15 protein-coding genes are annotated in these 14,304 nt (G+C 69.6%); 8 read left to right on the plus strand and 7 right to left on the minus strand.

The features are described 5' to 3' along the window. Positions 1-88: 88 nt before the first annotated feature. Both JJ691_RS23380 and JJ691_RS23385 read right to left on the minus strand, forming a co-directional pair. On the minus strand, positions 89-1,252 hold the full coding sequence (locus JJ691_RS23380) for a serine hydrolase domain-containing protein (protein WP_211770849.1): 1,164 nt from the start codon (positions 1,250-1,252) through the stop codon (positions 89-91). Then, positions 1,249-2,667 (minus strand): alpha/beta fold hydrolase, encoded by a 1,419-nt coding sequence (locus JJ691_RS23385; RefSeq protein ID WP_211770850.1) that lies wholly within the window; start codon positions 2,665-2,667, stop codon positions 1,249-1,251. Before JJ691_RS23385 ends, JJ691_RS23380 begins: the two co-directional genes overlap by 4 nt. Positions 2,668-2,914: 247 nt before the next feature. Between JJ691_RS23385 and JJ691_RS23390 the strand changes: the two genes are divergently transcribed. Next, positions 2,915-3,244 (plus strand): MazG nucleotide pyrophosphohydrolase domain-containing protein, encoded by a 330-nt coding sequence (locus JJ691_RS23390; RefSeq protein ID WP_211770851.1) that lies wholly within the window; start codon positions 2,915-2,917, stop codon positions 3,242-3,244. Between the two features lie 55 nt (positions 3,245-3,299). Then, a complete protein-coding gene (locus tag JJ691_RS23395; RefSeq protein ID WP_211770852.1) occupies positions 3,300-3,875 on the plus strand; it encodes a TetR/AcrR family transcriptional regulator in 576 nt (191 codons plus the stop codon). A gap of 471 nt (positions 3,876-4,346) precedes the next feature. Here the strand turns inward: JJ691_RS23395 and JJ691_RS23400 are convergent, their stop codons facing one another. Continuing rightward, on the minus strand, positions 4,347-4,916 hold the full coding sequence (locus tag JJ691_RS23400; RefSeq protein WP_211770853.1) for a CGNR zinc finger domain-containing protein: 570 nt from the start codon (positions 4,914-4,916) through the stop codon (positions 4,347-4,349). A 110-nt stretch (positions 4,917-5,026) separates the two neighbouring features. Between JJ691_RS23400 and JJ691_RS23405 the strand changes: the two genes are divergently transcribed. Beyond that, on the plus strand, positions 5,027-5,947 hold the full coding sequence (locus JJ691_RS23405) for a TauD/TfdA family dioxygenase (RefSeq protein WP_211770854.1): 921 nt from the start codon (positions 5,027-5,029) through the stop codon (positions 5,945-5,947). A 44-nt stretch (positions 5,948-5,991) separates the two neighbouring features. On the opposite strand, the gene JJ691_RS23410 is transcribed toward JJ691_RS23405, so the two are convergent. Beyond that, positions 5,992-7,872: a hypothetical protein gene (locus JJ691_RS23410; protein ID WP_211770855.1), complete on the minus strand. Its 1,881-nt coding sequence runs from the start codon at positions 7,870-7,872 to the stop codon at positions 5,992-5,994. Positions 7,873-8,099: 227 nt separating this feature from the next. On the opposite strand from JJ691_RS23410, the gene JJ691_RS23415 reads away from it, so the two are divergent. Then, complete coding sequence (locus JJ691_RS23415; RefSeq protein ID WP_211770856.1) at positions 8,100-8,807, plus strand: alpha/beta fold hydrolase; 708 nt, start codon at positions 8,100-8,102, stop codon at positions 8,805-8,807. On the opposite strand, the gene JJ691_RS23420 is transcribed toward JJ691_RS23415, so the two are convergent. Both JJ691_RS23420 and JJ691_RS23425 read right to left on the minus strand, forming a co-directional pair. Beyond that, positions 8,786-9,133, minus strand: a complete 348-nt coding sequence (locus tag JJ691_RS23420) for a nuclear transport factor 2 family protein (protein WP_211770857.1) — start codon at positions 9,131-9,133, stop codon at positions 8,786-8,788. The genes JJ691_RS23415 and JJ691_RS23420 overlap by 22 nt on opposite strands. A gap of 2 nt (positions 9,134-9,135) precedes the next feature. Beyond that, on the minus strand, positions 9,136-9,846 hold the full coding sequence (locus JJ691_RS23425; RefSeq protein ID WP_211770858.1) for an SDR family NAD(P)-dependent oxidoreductase: 711 nt from the start codon (positions 9,844-9,846) through the stop codon (positions 9,136-9,138). Between the two features lie 138 nt (positions 9,847-9,984). Between JJ691_RS23425 and JJ691_RS23430 the strand changes: the two genes are divergently transcribed. From JJ691_RS23430 to JJ691_RS23445, 4 genes are all read left to right on the plus strand, one after another. Continuing rightward, positions 9,985-10,824, plus strand: coding sequence for a DinB family protein (locus JJ691_RS23430; RefSeq protein ID WP_211770859.1), 840 nt, complete (start codon positions 9,985-9,987; stop codon positions 10,822-10,824). Then, positions 10,821-11,339 (plus strand): mycothiol transferase, encoded by a 519-nt coding sequence (locus JJ691_RS23435; RefSeq protein ID WP_211770860.1) that lies wholly within the window; start codon positions 10,821-10,823, stop codon positions 11,337-11,339. Before JJ691_RS23430 ends, JJ691_RS23435 begins: the two co-directional genes overlap by 4 nt. Then, positions 11,339-11,635 carry a DUF1905 domain-containing protein gene (locus tag JJ691_RS23440; RefSeq protein ID WP_211771666.1) on the plus strand — a complete coding sequence of 99 codons (297 nt, stop codon included), beginning with the start codon at positions 11,339-11,341 and terminating at the stop codon, positions 11,633-11,635. The genes JJ691_RS23435 and JJ691_RS23440 overlap by 1 nt, the downstream gene beginning before the upstream one ends. Positions 11,636-12,126: 491 nt before the next feature. Next, complete coding sequence (locus tag JJ691_RS23445) at positions 12,127-13,263, plus strand: HNH endonuclease signature motif containing protein (protein ID WP_211770861.1); 1,137 nt, start codon at positions 12,127-12,129, stop codon at positions 13,261-13,263. A gap of 82 nt (positions 13,264-13,345) precedes the next feature. Here the strand turns inward: JJ691_RS23445 and JJ691_RS23450 are convergent, their stop codons facing one another. Continuing rightward, entirely contained in the window at positions 13,346-14,233 is an 888-nt protein-coding gene (locus JJ691_RS23450; RefSeq protein WP_211770862.1) for an NmrA family NAD(P)-binding protein, read from the minus strand. Positions 14,234-14,304 lie beyond the last annotated feature (71 nt).

A 14,304-nucleotide genomic window follows, 5' to 3' on the forward strand; every position in this document is an offset into this window, starting at 1 on the left:
TTCCGTAGCACCGTGCTCGCTTCTTCGTTCCACCTGAGTGGCTCAATTGCGCTCCAAAGCCATGGAGCCACTCAGGTGGAAGAAGCCGTCAGTCGTCGAGCGAGGCGTAGACCCCGTTCCAGAAGTCCAGGTACAGCGGCCAGTGCAGCAGGAAGCCGGCCCGCTGGGTGAGCAGGATGGCGGTCAGGTCCTCGGCCGGGTCGTTGTGCCACGAGGTGCCGAGACCGCCGTCCCAGCCGTAGCGGCCGGGCGTGGCCCACAGCTCGTCCCGCCCGGTGACGACCTGCACGCCGAAGCCCCAGCCCCGGTGCGCGCCGAAGAATCCCGGCCAGAAGCCGTCGGCGGCGTGCTGCCCGGGCGTCAGGTGATCGGTGGTCATCAGCCGCACGGCCGGCCGCGACAGGACGCGTTCGCGGCCGTGTTTTCCGTTGGCCAGCAACATGGTCGCGAACGCCAGGTAGTCGTCGGCAGTGGAGACGAGACCGCCACCGCCGGCCTCGAACGCCGGGGGCTTGCTCCACTGGCCGTCGACGGCGTCGAACAGCTTGCCGTCCGAGTAGCTGACGGTGAGCCGGCCCAGCTGCGCCTCGGGCACGTGGAAGCCGGTGTCGATCATGCCCAGCGGCTCGAACAGGTGCTCCCGCATGGCCTCGCCCAGCGACCGGCCGGTGGCCCGGGCCAGCAGCACACCCAGCACCTCCGAGCCGGTGTGGTACATCCACCGCTCCCCCGGCTGGTGCAGCAGCGGCAGCGTGCCGAACCGCCGCATCCACTCGTCGGGCTCGGGCGGTCCGGCCGGCCGCGGCGGGCCCTCGCCCAGGCCGAGCTGGAGTTCGGCCGCCGCGGCCTGCACGGGATAGGTGCCGGGCGGCGCGTAGATGCCGCCCCAGCCCAGGCGGAACGTCAGCAGGTCGCGCAGGGTGATGGCCCGGTTGGCCGGCACGGTGTCGTCGACTTCGGCGTCCAGCGACGTCAGCACGCGGCGGTCGGCCAGCTCGGGCAGCAGCTCGTCGACGGGATCGTCCAGCCGCAGCCGGCCCTGCTCGACCAGCGCCATGGCCAGCGCGGCGGTCACCGGCTTGGTCATGGAGGCGATCCGGAAGATCGTGTCCCGCCGCACGTCCCCGATCACGTCCACGTGCGTCTCGCCGCGTCGGCGGATCACGCTGACCAGCCCCGGGCACTCGCCGTTGTCGACGTGCCGCGCGAGGGTGTCGCGCAGGCGGGTCAAACCCTTGCTGGACAGGCTCATCGCGTGAACTCTCCGATCCACTGGCTGTCGCGCCGCTCGACCGACACGGCGGTCACGCCCTCGACGGCGAAGCCGTCCAGCTGACTCCGGGTCAGCGGCCACGGCGGACCGTCGGCGACGGTCCCCTCCTCGCGACCGTTGGCGACCACGAACAGCGTGCCGCCGGGGGCGAGCAGGCCGGCGACGGCGGCACTGGCCCGCGCCCGCACCGACTCGGGCAATGCCTGCACGGTGAAGATCTCGACCACGAAGTCGAAGGCTCGCAACCACTTGTCTGGCAAAGCGAACAGGTCGGCCACGTGGAAGTCGACATCGGGGTGCCGCTCGCGGGCGATCTCGACCGCCGTCGGCGAGACGTCGAAGGCCGTGGTGGCGAAGCCAAGGCCGGCAAGGAATCCGGCGTCCACGCCGAGACCGCAGCCGACGACCAGGCCGCGCTTGCCCTGGCTGTCCTCGCCCTTGAGCCGCTCGACCAGCGCCGGGTTCGGCTGCTGCCGGTTCCACGGCATCTTGACCTCGCCGCGCACGCCCTCGGCGTAGAGGCGGTCGAACCACACGGTGGGCTGACCGGCGGCAATTGCTTGCGCCGCAAGGCGATCGCCGCGCAGATCCCAGTCCGTCGTGGCCAGGTCGGCGACGGCGGTGATCACGGCGTCCCAGGTGCGGGCCGGCAGTTCGTGGCCCATCTGCGGCACGATGCGCAGTTCCGCCCCGGGAATCGCCGCCGCGAGCGCCTGGCCGTGCTCGATCGGGAACATCCGGTCCTCGTCGCCGTGCAGGACGATGGTGGGCGCGGTGATCTCGGGCAGCCGGCCGTACCAGCGTTCGATGCGCTTGGTCGCGTGCAGATTGCGCGCGGTGGCCTCGGGATTCCTCGCCCGCGCGCGCTCCTGGGTGACGAGCTCACGCACCGCCTCGTCGTCGAACGGCACCGACTGCGCCGCCATCGCGCGCCAGGCCTCCACCCTGCGCTCGATCGGATCGGCCAGCGGCTCGGTGACCTCGGGCAGCGTCGAGGCCGGCAGGCCCGGCTGGCCCGGACTGGTGGCGATCAGGGTCAGCGAGGCGACGCGGTCCCCGTGGCCGACAGCGATCAACTGCGCGATCGCGCCGCCCATCGAGATGCCGACCAGGTGCGCCCGCTCGACGCCATAGTGGTCCAGCAGCGCCACCGGGTCGTCGGCCAGGTCGAGCAGCGTGTAGCCCGGCTCGCCCACCGGGTAGCTGACCGACTGGCCCGTGTCCCGCATGTCGTAACGGATGACCAGGCCCACCGCCTCGGCCAGCCGCCGGCAGAACTCCGGCCGCCACGAGTCCTTCGAGCCACCAGCCCCGGCCAGCAGCAGCACTGCCGCCCGCCCCGGCTCCCCGAAGGTGTCCGTCTCGATCTCGACGCCGTTGACCTGAACGATCATGGATCTCCCCCTTTTGCGCCGACCCTACCGCGTGATCCCCGCCACCCGGAGTCGAACACACGTTCGAGACCGTGATAGAGTGCTACTGGACGGTGAGCCGTGAGGGGAAGTCACGGCTCACCGTCCTCACTCCGCGGACATGCGTCCACGGAGAGCGCGGACCACGTCACTCGGAGCGCCCCCGTGGGGGCCGGCCCCCACACCCCCACGCCAGGGCTTCGCCCCGGACCCCGGCAGGATGGCAGCCGTGGACATCAACACCGGCAACCTCCGCGAGCTGGCCCGCGTGATCTCCGAACACCTGCGCGCCAACGGTTTCTCGGCCGAAGGGGCGGCCAACCGGCAGGTCCTGGCCCTGGCCGAGGAGTGCGGGGAGTTCGTCGGCTCCTACCGCCGCTGGTCCGGACAGGCCCGGCGCAGCGGCACCGCCGAGGAGATGCGAGCCGAGCTGGCCGACGTGGTGATCACGGCCTTCGTCAGCGCCCAGGAGCTCGGCATCGACCTGGACCAGGCCATCACCGAGAAGGCGAAGGTGGTCTTCACCCGCGGTTGGCGGGAGCAGGCTCCGGTGGAGTGACCTGTCAACCACTGCCGGGTTCGACAGCCGCTGCCACAACGGGCAGGATGAGCCAGTGGATCTTCAACGCGGCGCGGGACTGCGCGAGGCGACTCGCCGGGCGGTCCGGACCCAGATCGCCGCCGCGGCCGTCGACCTGTTCGCCGCGCACGGCTTCGAGCACACCACCGTCGACCAGATCGCCGCCGCCGTCGGCATGTCCCAGCGCAGCGTGTTCCGCTACTTCGCCACCAAGGAGGACATGGCCGTCGACGGCCTGGCCGAACGGGGCCATGAGGTCGCCGCCGTCCTGCGCGCCCGGCCCGACGCCGAGCCCCCGCGCACCGCCCTGCGACACGCCCTCGACCTCTGCGTTTCGCCCGGGCCCGACCTCGGCCGGGCCCGGATGCTCGCCGACACCCCCGCCCTGCGCCTGGCCATCATGCGCAAGCACCTGCAGTGGACCGAACTCCTGCTCCCCGAGATGACCCGCCGCCTCGCTCACACCGACCGGCCCGCACTCGCCGCCGGCTCGATCATCACCGCCACCCTGTCGTGCCTGGACGTCGCCACCGCCGAGTGGGCGCGCGGCAACGGGGTCGAGTCCTTCGCGGACCTGTTCGACGCGGCCCTGGCCGCCCTCCACGGCTGACCGAGCCGGAGATGAAGAATTTCCGCCTTTTCGTCACAGCGGGGGACGCGCGGAAAGTTGAATGTGCGACAAGCCGCGAGGGGAGGGTGACTCACCCCCAGCGGGTCACCCTCCCCCGTGTCTCACAACTCGCATGAAACGCTTTTCTGCGATTCGTCGGCCAGTGTAGCCCAGCGACGGGGAGGCGACCAGCCACATTCGTTACAACGATGGCGACCTGGGACGATGCCCCCACGAGGCCAGGATTGGAACCGGGTCGGGATTCGGTCGGCGGATTTTGTATCTGCGGGCAATTACGCAGGTCGGAGGCCATTTCCCGGAAGCACGAGCGAGCCGCCCGTTACGATGCGCCACGCCGGCCCGGAGCACCATTTCCGTCACGCGACAAAAGGGCGACGGCCCGTGACCGTCGGAAATCCGGTCAGCGAAGACGCGGCAGAACTCTGGTAAGCACCGAAGAGCGTTTGGCTCTTACCGGTCCGAGGCCTTGACTCGGGCCCGGTGCGCCCGCAGGTTCTCGAGGTTGCCGCAGACCTTGGTGGCGTGCCAGACGCCGCTGTTGTTGCGGGACCGGTCGTAGAACGCCACCTGACAGCGGGGGTTGCGGCACACCTTCAGCCGGCGCCAGGTGTCGGCCTGCTGGGCGGTGAGCATCTCGACCAGGACCAGCGACGACACGAGCCGGCCACCGCCGCCCCGCGGCTCGATGACCACCGTGCCGGACGCGTCCAGGCGCAGCGTGGCCGACGACAGCTCGTGGGCGGACTCGACGCCGGTCAGCAAGCCCTTGAGCTCGTCCCGCAGCGTCCGAACCTGGTCCAGATCCCGTTCGGTCAGGGTCACCTCGGGCTGCTGACGGCCGGTCTCCGCCGCCCACACCGCAAGCGCCTCATCCAGCCACGGCTGGGCGTCCGCCACCTCCGCGAGCAGGTCCCGGGTCCGCGGTCGCCCGGCGGGAATGGTGTTCAGCAGGTCGTGCACGAAGCCGAGCCCCGCCGGGGCGACGTCCATCCGGTACCGCCCGCTCGCCGGCCACACCATCGCCGCCACTCCTTCCACAAGAAACCACCATCAATACTACAGTTCTTACTTCACTGCGCTCACAGCGAACCGGCGACGCCAACTGCGGCCGCGTCGGCAGAATCGGCGGCATGGTGACGATCACGGAGCAGCGGGGGCCGGCGGTGTGGCGGGGCGCGGAGATCGCCGACAGCGCCGAGTGGCGGATCGCCCTGGAACCCGGACATCAAGCCGAGCTGTTGACGGCGCTCGACGCCGTCGCCGGAATCGAGCCGGCCGAGGTGTCGGTGTCGAACTTTCCCTTGCCCACCTTGGGTCCCGTGCTGGCCGAGCTGGCGAGCGAGCTCCTGCACGGACGGGGATTCGGGCTGCTGACCGGCATCCCGGTCGACGGGCGCACGGCCGAGCAGTCCGACCTGCTCGCCGTCGGCATCGGCGGCCACGTCGCAACCGTGATGCCACAAGGAACATCCGTGCTCGAACACGTACGGGACCGTGGCGTCGACCCGACAGCGCCGACCAGTCGCAGCTTCCAGCACCGCGCTGCCCTCGGCTATCACTCGGACCCGTACGACTTCGTCGCGCTGCTCTGCCTGCGCCCGGCGATGTCCGGCGGACTGAGCACCGCCGTCAGTTCTCCGGCCGTGCACAACGAGATCGTGCGTCACCACCCCGACCTCGCCGAAGTGCTGTACCAACCGTGGTGGCGGGACCGCCGCAGCGGCGACGGTCCGGACAGCTTCTACACCGAGCCCGTCTACGACATCGACGCTGACGGCCGGCTGCGCACCAACTACGGCCCCGACTACATCCGCTCCGCGCAGCGGGGCGCCGACGTGCCGCCGCTGAGCCCCGAGCAGCTGGCCGCCATGGCCGCGCTCGACCGGCTCACCAGCGATCCGCGGTTCGTGCTCGGCATGGACCTGCGCCCCGGGGACATGCAGTTCCTCAACAACCACGTCACCATGCACAGCCGCACCGCGTTCGAGGACCATCCCGATCCGGCGCTGCGCCGGGATCTCATCCGCCTCTGGCTGTCGGCCCGACACTGAGGACCGGCGGCCGCGAGGGGGCTCCCGCGCGGCCGCCGCCCTTGTCACGGATAGTCGGTCACGAAGACCGGCTGGCCGATCTTGGTGGTGTCGGCCGGTCCACCGACGCCGTCGACGACGTGGTCGATGGTGCCGGCGGCGAGGTTGACGGTCATGATGTGGTGCAGCGTCACCCCGGGCGTGGTCGGGACCTCGAAGCCGTTGGCGGTGTGGATGGCCGGGTTGTTCTGGTTGAACACGTAGACCCCGGCGCCATACAGGCGGTGGGTCCTGACCTTGTCGCCGACCTTGTAGCCGCCATAGCCCAGCACCGAGCCGTGCATCCAGTCGGCCTGCGTGGGCGGGTCGTACGGGAGCTCGTTCTGGTACATGATCGTGGTGCCGTCGTTGCCGTTCCACACGGTGTTGTACGTCTGGAAGTGCTCGACGAACATGCCGGTTGCGGTCACGTGGTCACCGTTGATCACCGCGCCCTGGCGGCCGATGTTGGTGTTCCAGCGCTGGGTGTTGGTCAGGTTCTCCACGCCGTGGTCGGCCCGCCACACCCAGGTGTTGTCGATGATCACGTTGTCGCTGTTGACTTCCAGCGCGGTGTCGGCGCTGCCGACGTGCGGCCCGCCGACCCGGAAGTACACATCGGACAGTGTGGTGGGGTCGTTGGCGGAGCTGAAGCCAAAGCCGTGCTGCTGGCCGACCCGCAGCAGCACCGGGGACTTCTGCGCGCCGGCGTCGAAGGTGACACCGGCGACGATGACGCCGGGCACACTGGCGATGTCGAGCGGGATGGCGCCGCGGTCGGCGGTGAGGGTGGCGTGCCCGAGCCCGAGGATGACGGTGTCGGGCCGGAACACGTGGATGCTCTGGGCGATGTCGTACACGCCCGGCGTGAGCAGAAGGTTCTTGCCCAGGGCCAGTTCCGCGTTGATCAGCCACACCGGGTCGGAGGGCTTGGCCACGAAGAAGTCGGACAGCGGCACGGTGCGTCCGGGCGTCAAGCCGTTGGCCCACGTGACACCGCGGCTGTTGTGCTGCGCGGAGGGCACGCGCACGTTCCACTTCCCGTGCGAGTCAACAAAAAGGTACGACTTCTCGCGGCTGACCGGAGTGGTGTCGAGCGTGGTGTACGGCGGGTTGGGGAACGCCGTCTCGGCCGGCGCGCCGACCACACCGGAGAAGACCTGGTTCCACACGCCGTTGGACCAGCCGGCGATCTCGCTGTTGCGGATCAGCCACTGCTGCTGCGAGCCGTTGGTCACCGACGGCAGCTTGGAGTCGGCGATGAAGCCGCCGCTGGCGTACTGGGGTCCGGCGGTGCAGTAGTCCATCAGCGACAGTCCGCCGCCGGTGACGTTGACCCGGCGGATCGACGCGGCCTGGGACACCGCCCAGAAGTCGGCGGAGGCACGGCAGCCGTCCTGGCCGGTGGCGTTGATGTCGATCGACAGGTTCGACACGGTGCGCCAGAAGTTCACCAGCGCCAGGCAGTTGCTGGTGCCGCCGCCGTCGAGGCAGCGGTTGTACGAGTCGATCTTGCCGTTGATCACGACGTCGTTCGGGGACGCGCCGAGGCCGGCGATCTCGGTGTAGTAGCCGACCTTGATCTGCAGCGGCTGGGTCGCGGTGCCGTAGGCGCCGGGCTTGAACAGGAACGCGTAGCGCTGAGTGCCCATCTCGTTGTCGACCTGCGTGGCGTACGCCTTGTCCAGCGCCGCCTGGATCTGGCCGACCGGCATCGACGGGTCGAACACGGTGACGTTGCCGCCCAGATCGGGCGCGCCGCCGGGATGGAACTGCGACGTGGGGGCCGCCGTCGCAGCGGCGGCGGGCAGGGTTGTCGCGGCTGCGGGCAGGGTTGTCGCGGCTGCGGGCAGGGTTGTCGCCAGCGCGAGGCCGAGCACCAGCGCCCGGCCGAGTCTTCGGGCCATGATCATGCGAACCGTCCTGTCGTCGGTGACTGACGGGCCCTGGTGAGAGCGCTCTCTCCCGCGGGCCGGAGGGGTCTGGCTCAGGGGTCTGTCATAGGGTTGGCTAGTTGTACCCCGTGACCCGGCCGGACGCCATGGCCGGCGCGGATTTCCGGCCCGGAAGACCTGACTGGGACGTCCGAGTGACCGCCCCTGTCGTCCCATGATCATCTCTGTAGGCTGGACCGATGCCCGCAACCGTCCGTGTCGGAAAGGTCGACATCGCGTACCGGGAGACCGGGAATCCTGACGGGCAGCCGGTTGTGCTGTTACACGCGATGGCCAGCGACAGCGGCACGTGGCGGCGACTGGCCCTCGATCTGACCGGTCGCCGGGTGATCGCTCCGGACCTGCGCGGCCACGGCCGCAGCTCCCGCGCCGACGACTACTCGCTGCCGGGGTTCCGGGACGACATCGTCGGCTTGTTGGACGAGCTGGGGCTGGACCGGGTGGACCTGGTCGGTCACTCGCTCGGCGGCCGGGTCGCCTGCCTGATCGCCCAGGAGATGCCGGGCCGTGTGCGGCGACTGGTCCTGGAGGACACCCCACCGCCACCCCACGAACCGGGTCCGCCGCCCACGCGGTCGCCGGCGGCGCTGGCCGGGTTGGCATTCTGGCGGCGCTTCGACCGGTCGATGGTCGAGCCGATGATCACCGAGTTCCGCACGCCGAACCCGCACTGGTGGTCGCGGCTGGCCTCGGTCACCGCCCAGGCGCTGCTCGTGCACGGCGGGTCGGCCAGCCACGTGCGGCTGGACCACCTGCACGAGATGACTCGCCGGCTGCCGCACGGCCGGCTGGTCGCCATCGCGGCCGGGCACCGCGTGCACAGCAAGCGCCCGGCCGAATTCCGCGATGTGGTGACGCCGTTCCTTCAGAGCCGCGACACCTGGTAGTGCCGGATCTTCTCACCCTCGACCAGCAGGCTGAGCTGCACACTCACGGTCGGCCGGTCGGTGAAGTCGAAATCGACGTGCAGATAGCCGAGCACCAGGTTGTCGCTCAGTCGACGGGTTTCCTGGATGGTGTACGTCGCCGTCATCCCGATCGGCTGGGAATCGTAGTACTCGGCGACTCCCTTCGGCCCGACCGTGTACGGGTGCAGGCCCTGGAAAATGGCGTCCTCGGTGAAGTTCTCGGCCACCCGCTCCGGGTCGTGCGCGTCGACCGCTTCCTTCCACCGGTCCAGGACAGTGGTCAGTACCGCCACTTCAGCGTTCATTGTCAGTGCCCCGCGCTCTGGCCGCCGTCGACATGCAGGATCTCGCCGGTGACGAATCGGTTGTTCTCCAGGAACACGATAGCGTCGACCACCTCGTCGACCTCGCCCATTCGGCCGATCGGGTGCAGTTCGGCCAGGAAGTCGTGCGTTTCCGGGGCGTGCATCGGCGTCTTGACGATGCCCAGCGCCACCGCGTTGACCCGCACGTTGCGGGCCGCGTACTCGATGGCCAGGGACTTGGTGACGGCGTTCAGACCCCCCTTGGTCAGGGCGGCCAGGGCGGCCGGCACCTGCGAGAGGGCGTGGTCGACCAGCGTGGTCGAGACCGAGACGACGTGCCCGCCGCCCTGCTCCACCATCGCCGCCACCGCGCCCCGGGAAATGTCGAAGAATCCGCGCAGGTTGACGCCGGTGACCGCGTCGTAGTCCTCGTCGGTGTACTCGGTGAACGGCTTGGCCACGAAGATGCCGGCGTTGTTCACCAGGGTGTCGATCCGCCCGAACCCCGCCAGCGCCTGTTCGACGACTGCGGCGCCGGCCCCGGGTTGGGAAAGGTCAGCCGGAATCGTCCGCACCTCTGGGTCGTCGGATTCCTGAATGGTCCGGGAAACCGCCACCACCCGGTAGCCGAGCTTGCGGTACGCCGTCACCAGCTCGGCCCCGATACCCTGGGACGCCCCCGTGACAATGGCCACCTTCTGTGCTGAACTCATCTCGTCCTCCGTGTCATCCGGTCTTGCTAGTTCGATGATGCTCCAACAAGATGTGGGTTTCCACGACCGGATTCCTAAGCTGTGCTAGGCGGAGCCTCACAGCGCGGGGGCTTGCACCGGCACCTACATTCCTCAGGCATGGCTGACTTCTTCCGGCAAGACCTCAGCGGCACCCGGTTCGAGCGGGTGAACCTGACGGGGGCCGAGTTCCGTACCGTCGACCTGACCGGGACGCGGTTCCGCGGCGTCCTGCTCAGCGACGCCACGCTGCGCGGCATCGAGCTGCGCGACGTGGAGATCAGCGGCGAGCTGGTCAACGTGACCGTGAACGGCGTCGACATCGGCCCGCTGGTCGAGGCCGAACTGGACCGCAGACACCCCGACCGGGCGAAGATGCGGCCCACCGACCCGGCCGGCTTCCGCCAGGCCTGGGACGTGGTGGAACGCCTGTGGGACGGCACGGTTCGGCGGGCCCGCACCTTCGATCCCGCGCTGCTGCACGAATCCGTGGGCGGCGAGTGGTCGTTCATCGAGACGCTGCGACACCTCTCGTTCGCCACCGAGTGCTGGATCCTGCGCGGCATGCAGGGCGATCCGGCGCCGTGGCACGCGCTTTCCCTGCCGTGGGACGGAATGCCGGACACCCCGGGCGTGCCCCGGGACCGAGAGGTGCGACCGTCCCTGGACGAAGTGCTGGAGCTGCGGCGGGACCGGATGGCCTCGGTGCGTGAGGTCGTCGATGATCTCACGGAGGAGTCCCTGGCCGGCGACACCGAGCCGGTCGACGCCCCCGGCTGGCCGCCGGCACGCAGCTTCCCGGTGCGGGAGTGCCTGCTGACCGTGCTCAACGAGGAGTGGGAGCACCGGCTCTACGCGGAGCGTGATCTGGACACGCTGGTCGATTCCGGCTGTGTCGATTCCGGCTGTGTCGATTCCGGAAGGGGAACGTCCGGAACCGGTCGTAGCGTGTCGGCATGACCGAAGTGCTCACCGAGCCGCCGATGGCCGGCGACGAGATCACCACGCTGCTGGCCACCCTGGAGCGCAACCGCCGGACGCTGGCCTGGAAGTGCGCCGACCTGGACGCCGCCGCGATGGCGACGAAGATCGGCCGGTCGGCGATCACACTCGGCGGACTGCTGCGGCACCTGACCCGCTGCGAGGCCTCGTCCTTCGTGTGGAAGCTCAACGGCGGGCCCGGTTTCACCCGCGCCGACTGGGATTCCGACTGGGAGTGGTCGGCCGACAGCGACGTCGCGAAGACGTGGCGGGAGTGGCAGGAAGCCATCGAGCGGTCCCGGCGGCTGATCGCCGAAGCGCTGGCCGACGGCGGCCTCGACCGGGCCAAGGGACACGAGTTCCCCGACGGCTGGGGCACGCCCAGCCTGCGCCGGATCCTCACCGACATGATCGAGGAGTACGCCCGGCACCTCGGCCACGCCGACCTGATCCGCGAGGCCATCGACGGCCGGGTCGGCGAGGACGCGCCGTGATGCGCCTGCGCTTCAGCGGCGAGATCTGGTACTGGCGCGGGCCTTCGCCGTTCTACTTCGTCACCGTGCCCGAGGAGCAGTGCCGGGACCTACGCGAGGTGTCCGCCGCGCTCACCTACGGCTGGGGCTGCCTGCCGTGCACCGTCACACTCGGCGGCAGCACCTGGCGAACCTCCATGTTCCCCAAGGACGGCGGCTACATCGTGCCACTCAAGGCGAAGGTGCGACGAGCCGAGGAGGTCGACGACGGCATGGTCGTCGACCTACAGCTGGCGTTGGACACCGCGCCGGCCTGAGAGGTGCCCGCGCCGCGCGGTTTCCCAGTTTGCTTGGGTTGGGCGGGTGGTGGGGTTGGGTGCGTCGTGGCGTTGGGTGGTTTGCCGGCGGTGGGGTGGGGTGTTGCGTCTAGGGAGGGCTGTGGACTGGGGTGGGGGCGGGCTCGGGTGGTTGTCTTGCCGTGGGGCGGGGTGGCGGGGGTGTGGTTCGGGTGTCCGCACCGCGCAGTCGCCGTTGACCGGGCGCGGCTGTGGCTCGGGTGTCCACACCACACAGTTACCGTTGACCGGTATGCCATTCCCCGGTCGCCGGCTGCCGGTTCCCACCAGCGATCACCCTTGCCCTGCACCGCCTCACGCCCCTTCCCACCCGCCGTGCATCGTCGTCGCCGCCGCACCGCCACCGCCCGCTGCTTCCAGCTCGGAAAGCGCTTGCCTGGTTTTGTCACCCACACAGGTATTCCTTGCCCCACAACAGGAATCGATCACTGTGGGGCGGTAGAATCGAGGGTATGGAAGCGACCCTGACCGCCGACGCCCAGTGGTGGCGCATGGACGAGGGATCGCTGTGGGCCGCCGGCCAGCAGAGCCAGGACCGGCAGCGCGCGGAGTACGTGCGGCAGGTCGAACTGGTATCAGAGCTGTGGGACCGCACCGCACAAGGCAAAGACGACCAGCGGGCGCTGGTGACGGATCTGGCGGCACGGTGGAAGATCACCCGGGCGGAGGCGCGGGACCTGCTGCGGCACGCGCAGCTGTTCCGACGCGAGGCGGTTCGTGAGGCGGCGCGGGCGGGGATGCTCAGCAAGCAGCACCTCATTGTGCTGGACAAGACTCTGGCCGAAGCGCCCGAGCCTGACCGGGACAAGGTCGAGGCCGAGCTGCTGGACAAGGCACGCGTGTTCGACGGGGCGGCGCTGCGGACGCTCGGACAGCGGATTCTGCAACTGCTCGACCAGGACGGCAAAGAACCCGACGACCCCGACCTGGCCGAACCCGAACGAGAATTCCACTACACCAACCGGCGCGACGGCTCCATGGTGTTTCGGGGCAAGCTCGACCCGGAAAGCGGAGCACAGCTGGAAGCGATGCTCAGCCCACTGGCCAAGCCCGCCTCCGCCGACGACACCCGCACCACCCCACAACGCCAGGGCGACGCCCTCGCCGAGATCATCGACCTGGCCGCCGGCAGCGACAGCCTGCCGGATGAGGGCGGCGAGAAGCCCCACCTGGCTCTAACCATGCCGCTGGCGGACTTTCTGGCTCAGCGGGGCACGGCCGAGATGGACGGGTCGGGGCCGCTCAACGCCACCTCAGCGCGACGGATCGGCTGCGACAGCACCGTTCTGCGCGTGGTCCTGGGTGCCCAGTCGCAGCCGTTGGACATCGGACGCGCCACCCGCACCATCCCGACGCAGATCCGCCGGGCGTTGATCATCCGAGACCGGGGATGCGCCTTCCCCGGGTGTCATCGAAGACCACGGCAATGTCACGCCCACCACGTGATCCACTGGGCCGACGGCGGACCCACCAGCACCGACAACCTCGTCCTGCTCTGCGGGCAACATCATCGACTGATCCACCACAGCCACTGGTCAGTCAAGATCAACGACGGGGCACCGGAATTCGGGTGGGCGGAAGCCAGCTAGCCACCAACCGAACCCAGTCCGGCACCGCTTGTTGCCCACAGACAACAAGCGGTGCCGGGGCCACCCACCGGTGAAACACGGACTAGCGGGCGGCGGCCGCCGGCTTGAGCACTTCCTCGCACCACTGGCGGAAACTGGTGGGGCTGCTGGATTCCGGGGTGCGCGGCTCGGCCTCGTCCAGGCCGTTGTTCTTGGCGGTCATCATGTCGAAGTAGGCCCGGACAGTCGCCTCGGACATGCCGGAGGCCTGAAGCCCGGCCAGGAAGGCCTCGGGCGGAGTCTGCTCACAGCGGACGGGGCGGCCGAGCACGTCGGACATGATCGCCGCCATGTCGTTGCTGGACAAGTCCTCCGGCCCGAGCACGGCGACGTGGCCCTGGCCGGTCCAGGTGTCGTCGAGCAGCAAACGGGTGGCCGCGGCGGCGATGTCCTGGGTGGCGCAGTGCGGCAGCTTGAGATCGGCGCGCAGCGGAGTGCGGTAGACGCCCTCGTTCATGATCTCGTCGACCTGGCGGAGCACGTTGTCCATGAAACCGGGCAGGGCCAGCGAACGGAAATTGACGCCGGACGCGGCGATGACGTCGTCCATGGCCAGCGCCCCGGTGACGAAACCAGCCTGGCCGGCGACGAGAGTGCCGCGGCCGAGGGCGGAAACGCCGACCACGCGGCCGACCCCCTGGCTGACGAAGGCCGCGGCGGCCGGGCGGGCGAAATCGGAGTAGGCGGCGTCGAGGCTCACGGCCCGGAAGTTCGGCGGCGCAAGCCAGAAAACGGCGTCGGCACCGACAAAAGCGGTGTTGACGACGTCGGCGTCGCTGTGCGAGCCGGGCACGACCTCGACACGGTCGCGAACAGAGTCGGAAAGCTTGGCCGGGTCGCGCACGATCACGCGGACCTTGGCGTCACGGTCGAGCAGGTTCCGCACGACCTTGCTGCCGATGGCCCCGGTGGGAGTGGTCACAACGATCATGGCACTGAAGTGAACTCGGATTTCCGGTCAACCGGAATGACCAATCCGGTTCCGATTGATACCCTGATGAT

Source organism: Kutzneria sp. CA-103260, from assembly GCF_018263855.1.
GTDB lineage: Bacteria > Actinomycetota > Actinomycetes > Mycobacteriales > Pseudonocardiaceae > Kutzneria.

Coding starts and splice junctions, on each gene's coding strand:
- JJ691_RS23410 (WP_211770855.1), bottom strand. CDS start 7,872: ATGGCCCGAAGACTCGGCCGGGCGCTGGTGCTCGGCCTCGCGCTGGCG.
- JJ691_RS23405 (WP_211770854.1), top strand. CDS start 5,027: ATGGTGACGATCACGGAGCAGCGGGGGCCGGCGGTGTGGCGGGGCGCG.
- JJ691_RS23445 (WP_211770861.1), top strand. CDS start 12,127: ATGGAAGCGACCCTGACCGCCGACGCCCAGTGGTGGCGCATGGACGAG.
- JJ691_RS23420 (WP_211770857.1), bottom strand. CDS start 9,133: ATGAACGCTGAAGTGGCGGTACTGACCACTGTCCTGGACCGGTGGAAG.
- JJ691_RS23450 (WP_211770862.1), bottom strand. CDS start 14,233: ATGATCGTTGTGACCACTCCCACCGGGGCCATCGGCAGCAAGGTCGTG.
- JJ691_RS23380 (WP_211770849.1), bottom strand. CDS start 1,252: ATGAGCCTGTCCAGCAAGGGTTTGACCCGCCTGCGCGACACCCTCGCG.
- JJ691_RS23425 (WP_211770858.1), bottom strand. CDS start 9,846: ATGAGTTCAGCACAGAAGGTGGCCATTGTCACGGGGGCGTCCCAGGGT.
- JJ691_RS23430 (WP_211770859.1), top strand. CDS start 9,985: ATGGCTGACTTCTTCCGGCAAGACCTCAGCGGCACCCGGTTCGAGCGG.
- JJ691_RS23400 (WP_211770853.1), bottom strand. CDS start 4,916: ATGGTGTGGCCGGCGAGCGGGCGGTACCGGATGGACGTCGCCCCGGCG.
- JJ691_RS23440 (WP_211771666.1), top strand. CDS start 11,339: ATGCGCCTGCGCTTCAGCGGCGAGATCTGGTACTGGCGCGGGCCTTCG.
- JJ691_RS23435 (WP_211770860.1), top strand. CDS start 10,821: ATGACCGAAGTGCTCACCGAGCCGCCGATGGCCGGCGACGAGATCACC.
- JJ691_RS23385 (WP_211770850.1), bottom strand. CDS start 2,667: ATGATCGTTCAGGTCAACGGCGTCGAGATCGAGACGGACACCTTCGGG.
- JJ691_RS23415 (WP_211770856.1), top strand. CDS start 8,100: ATGCCCGCAACCGTCCGTGTCGGAAAGGTCGACATCGCGTACCGGGAG.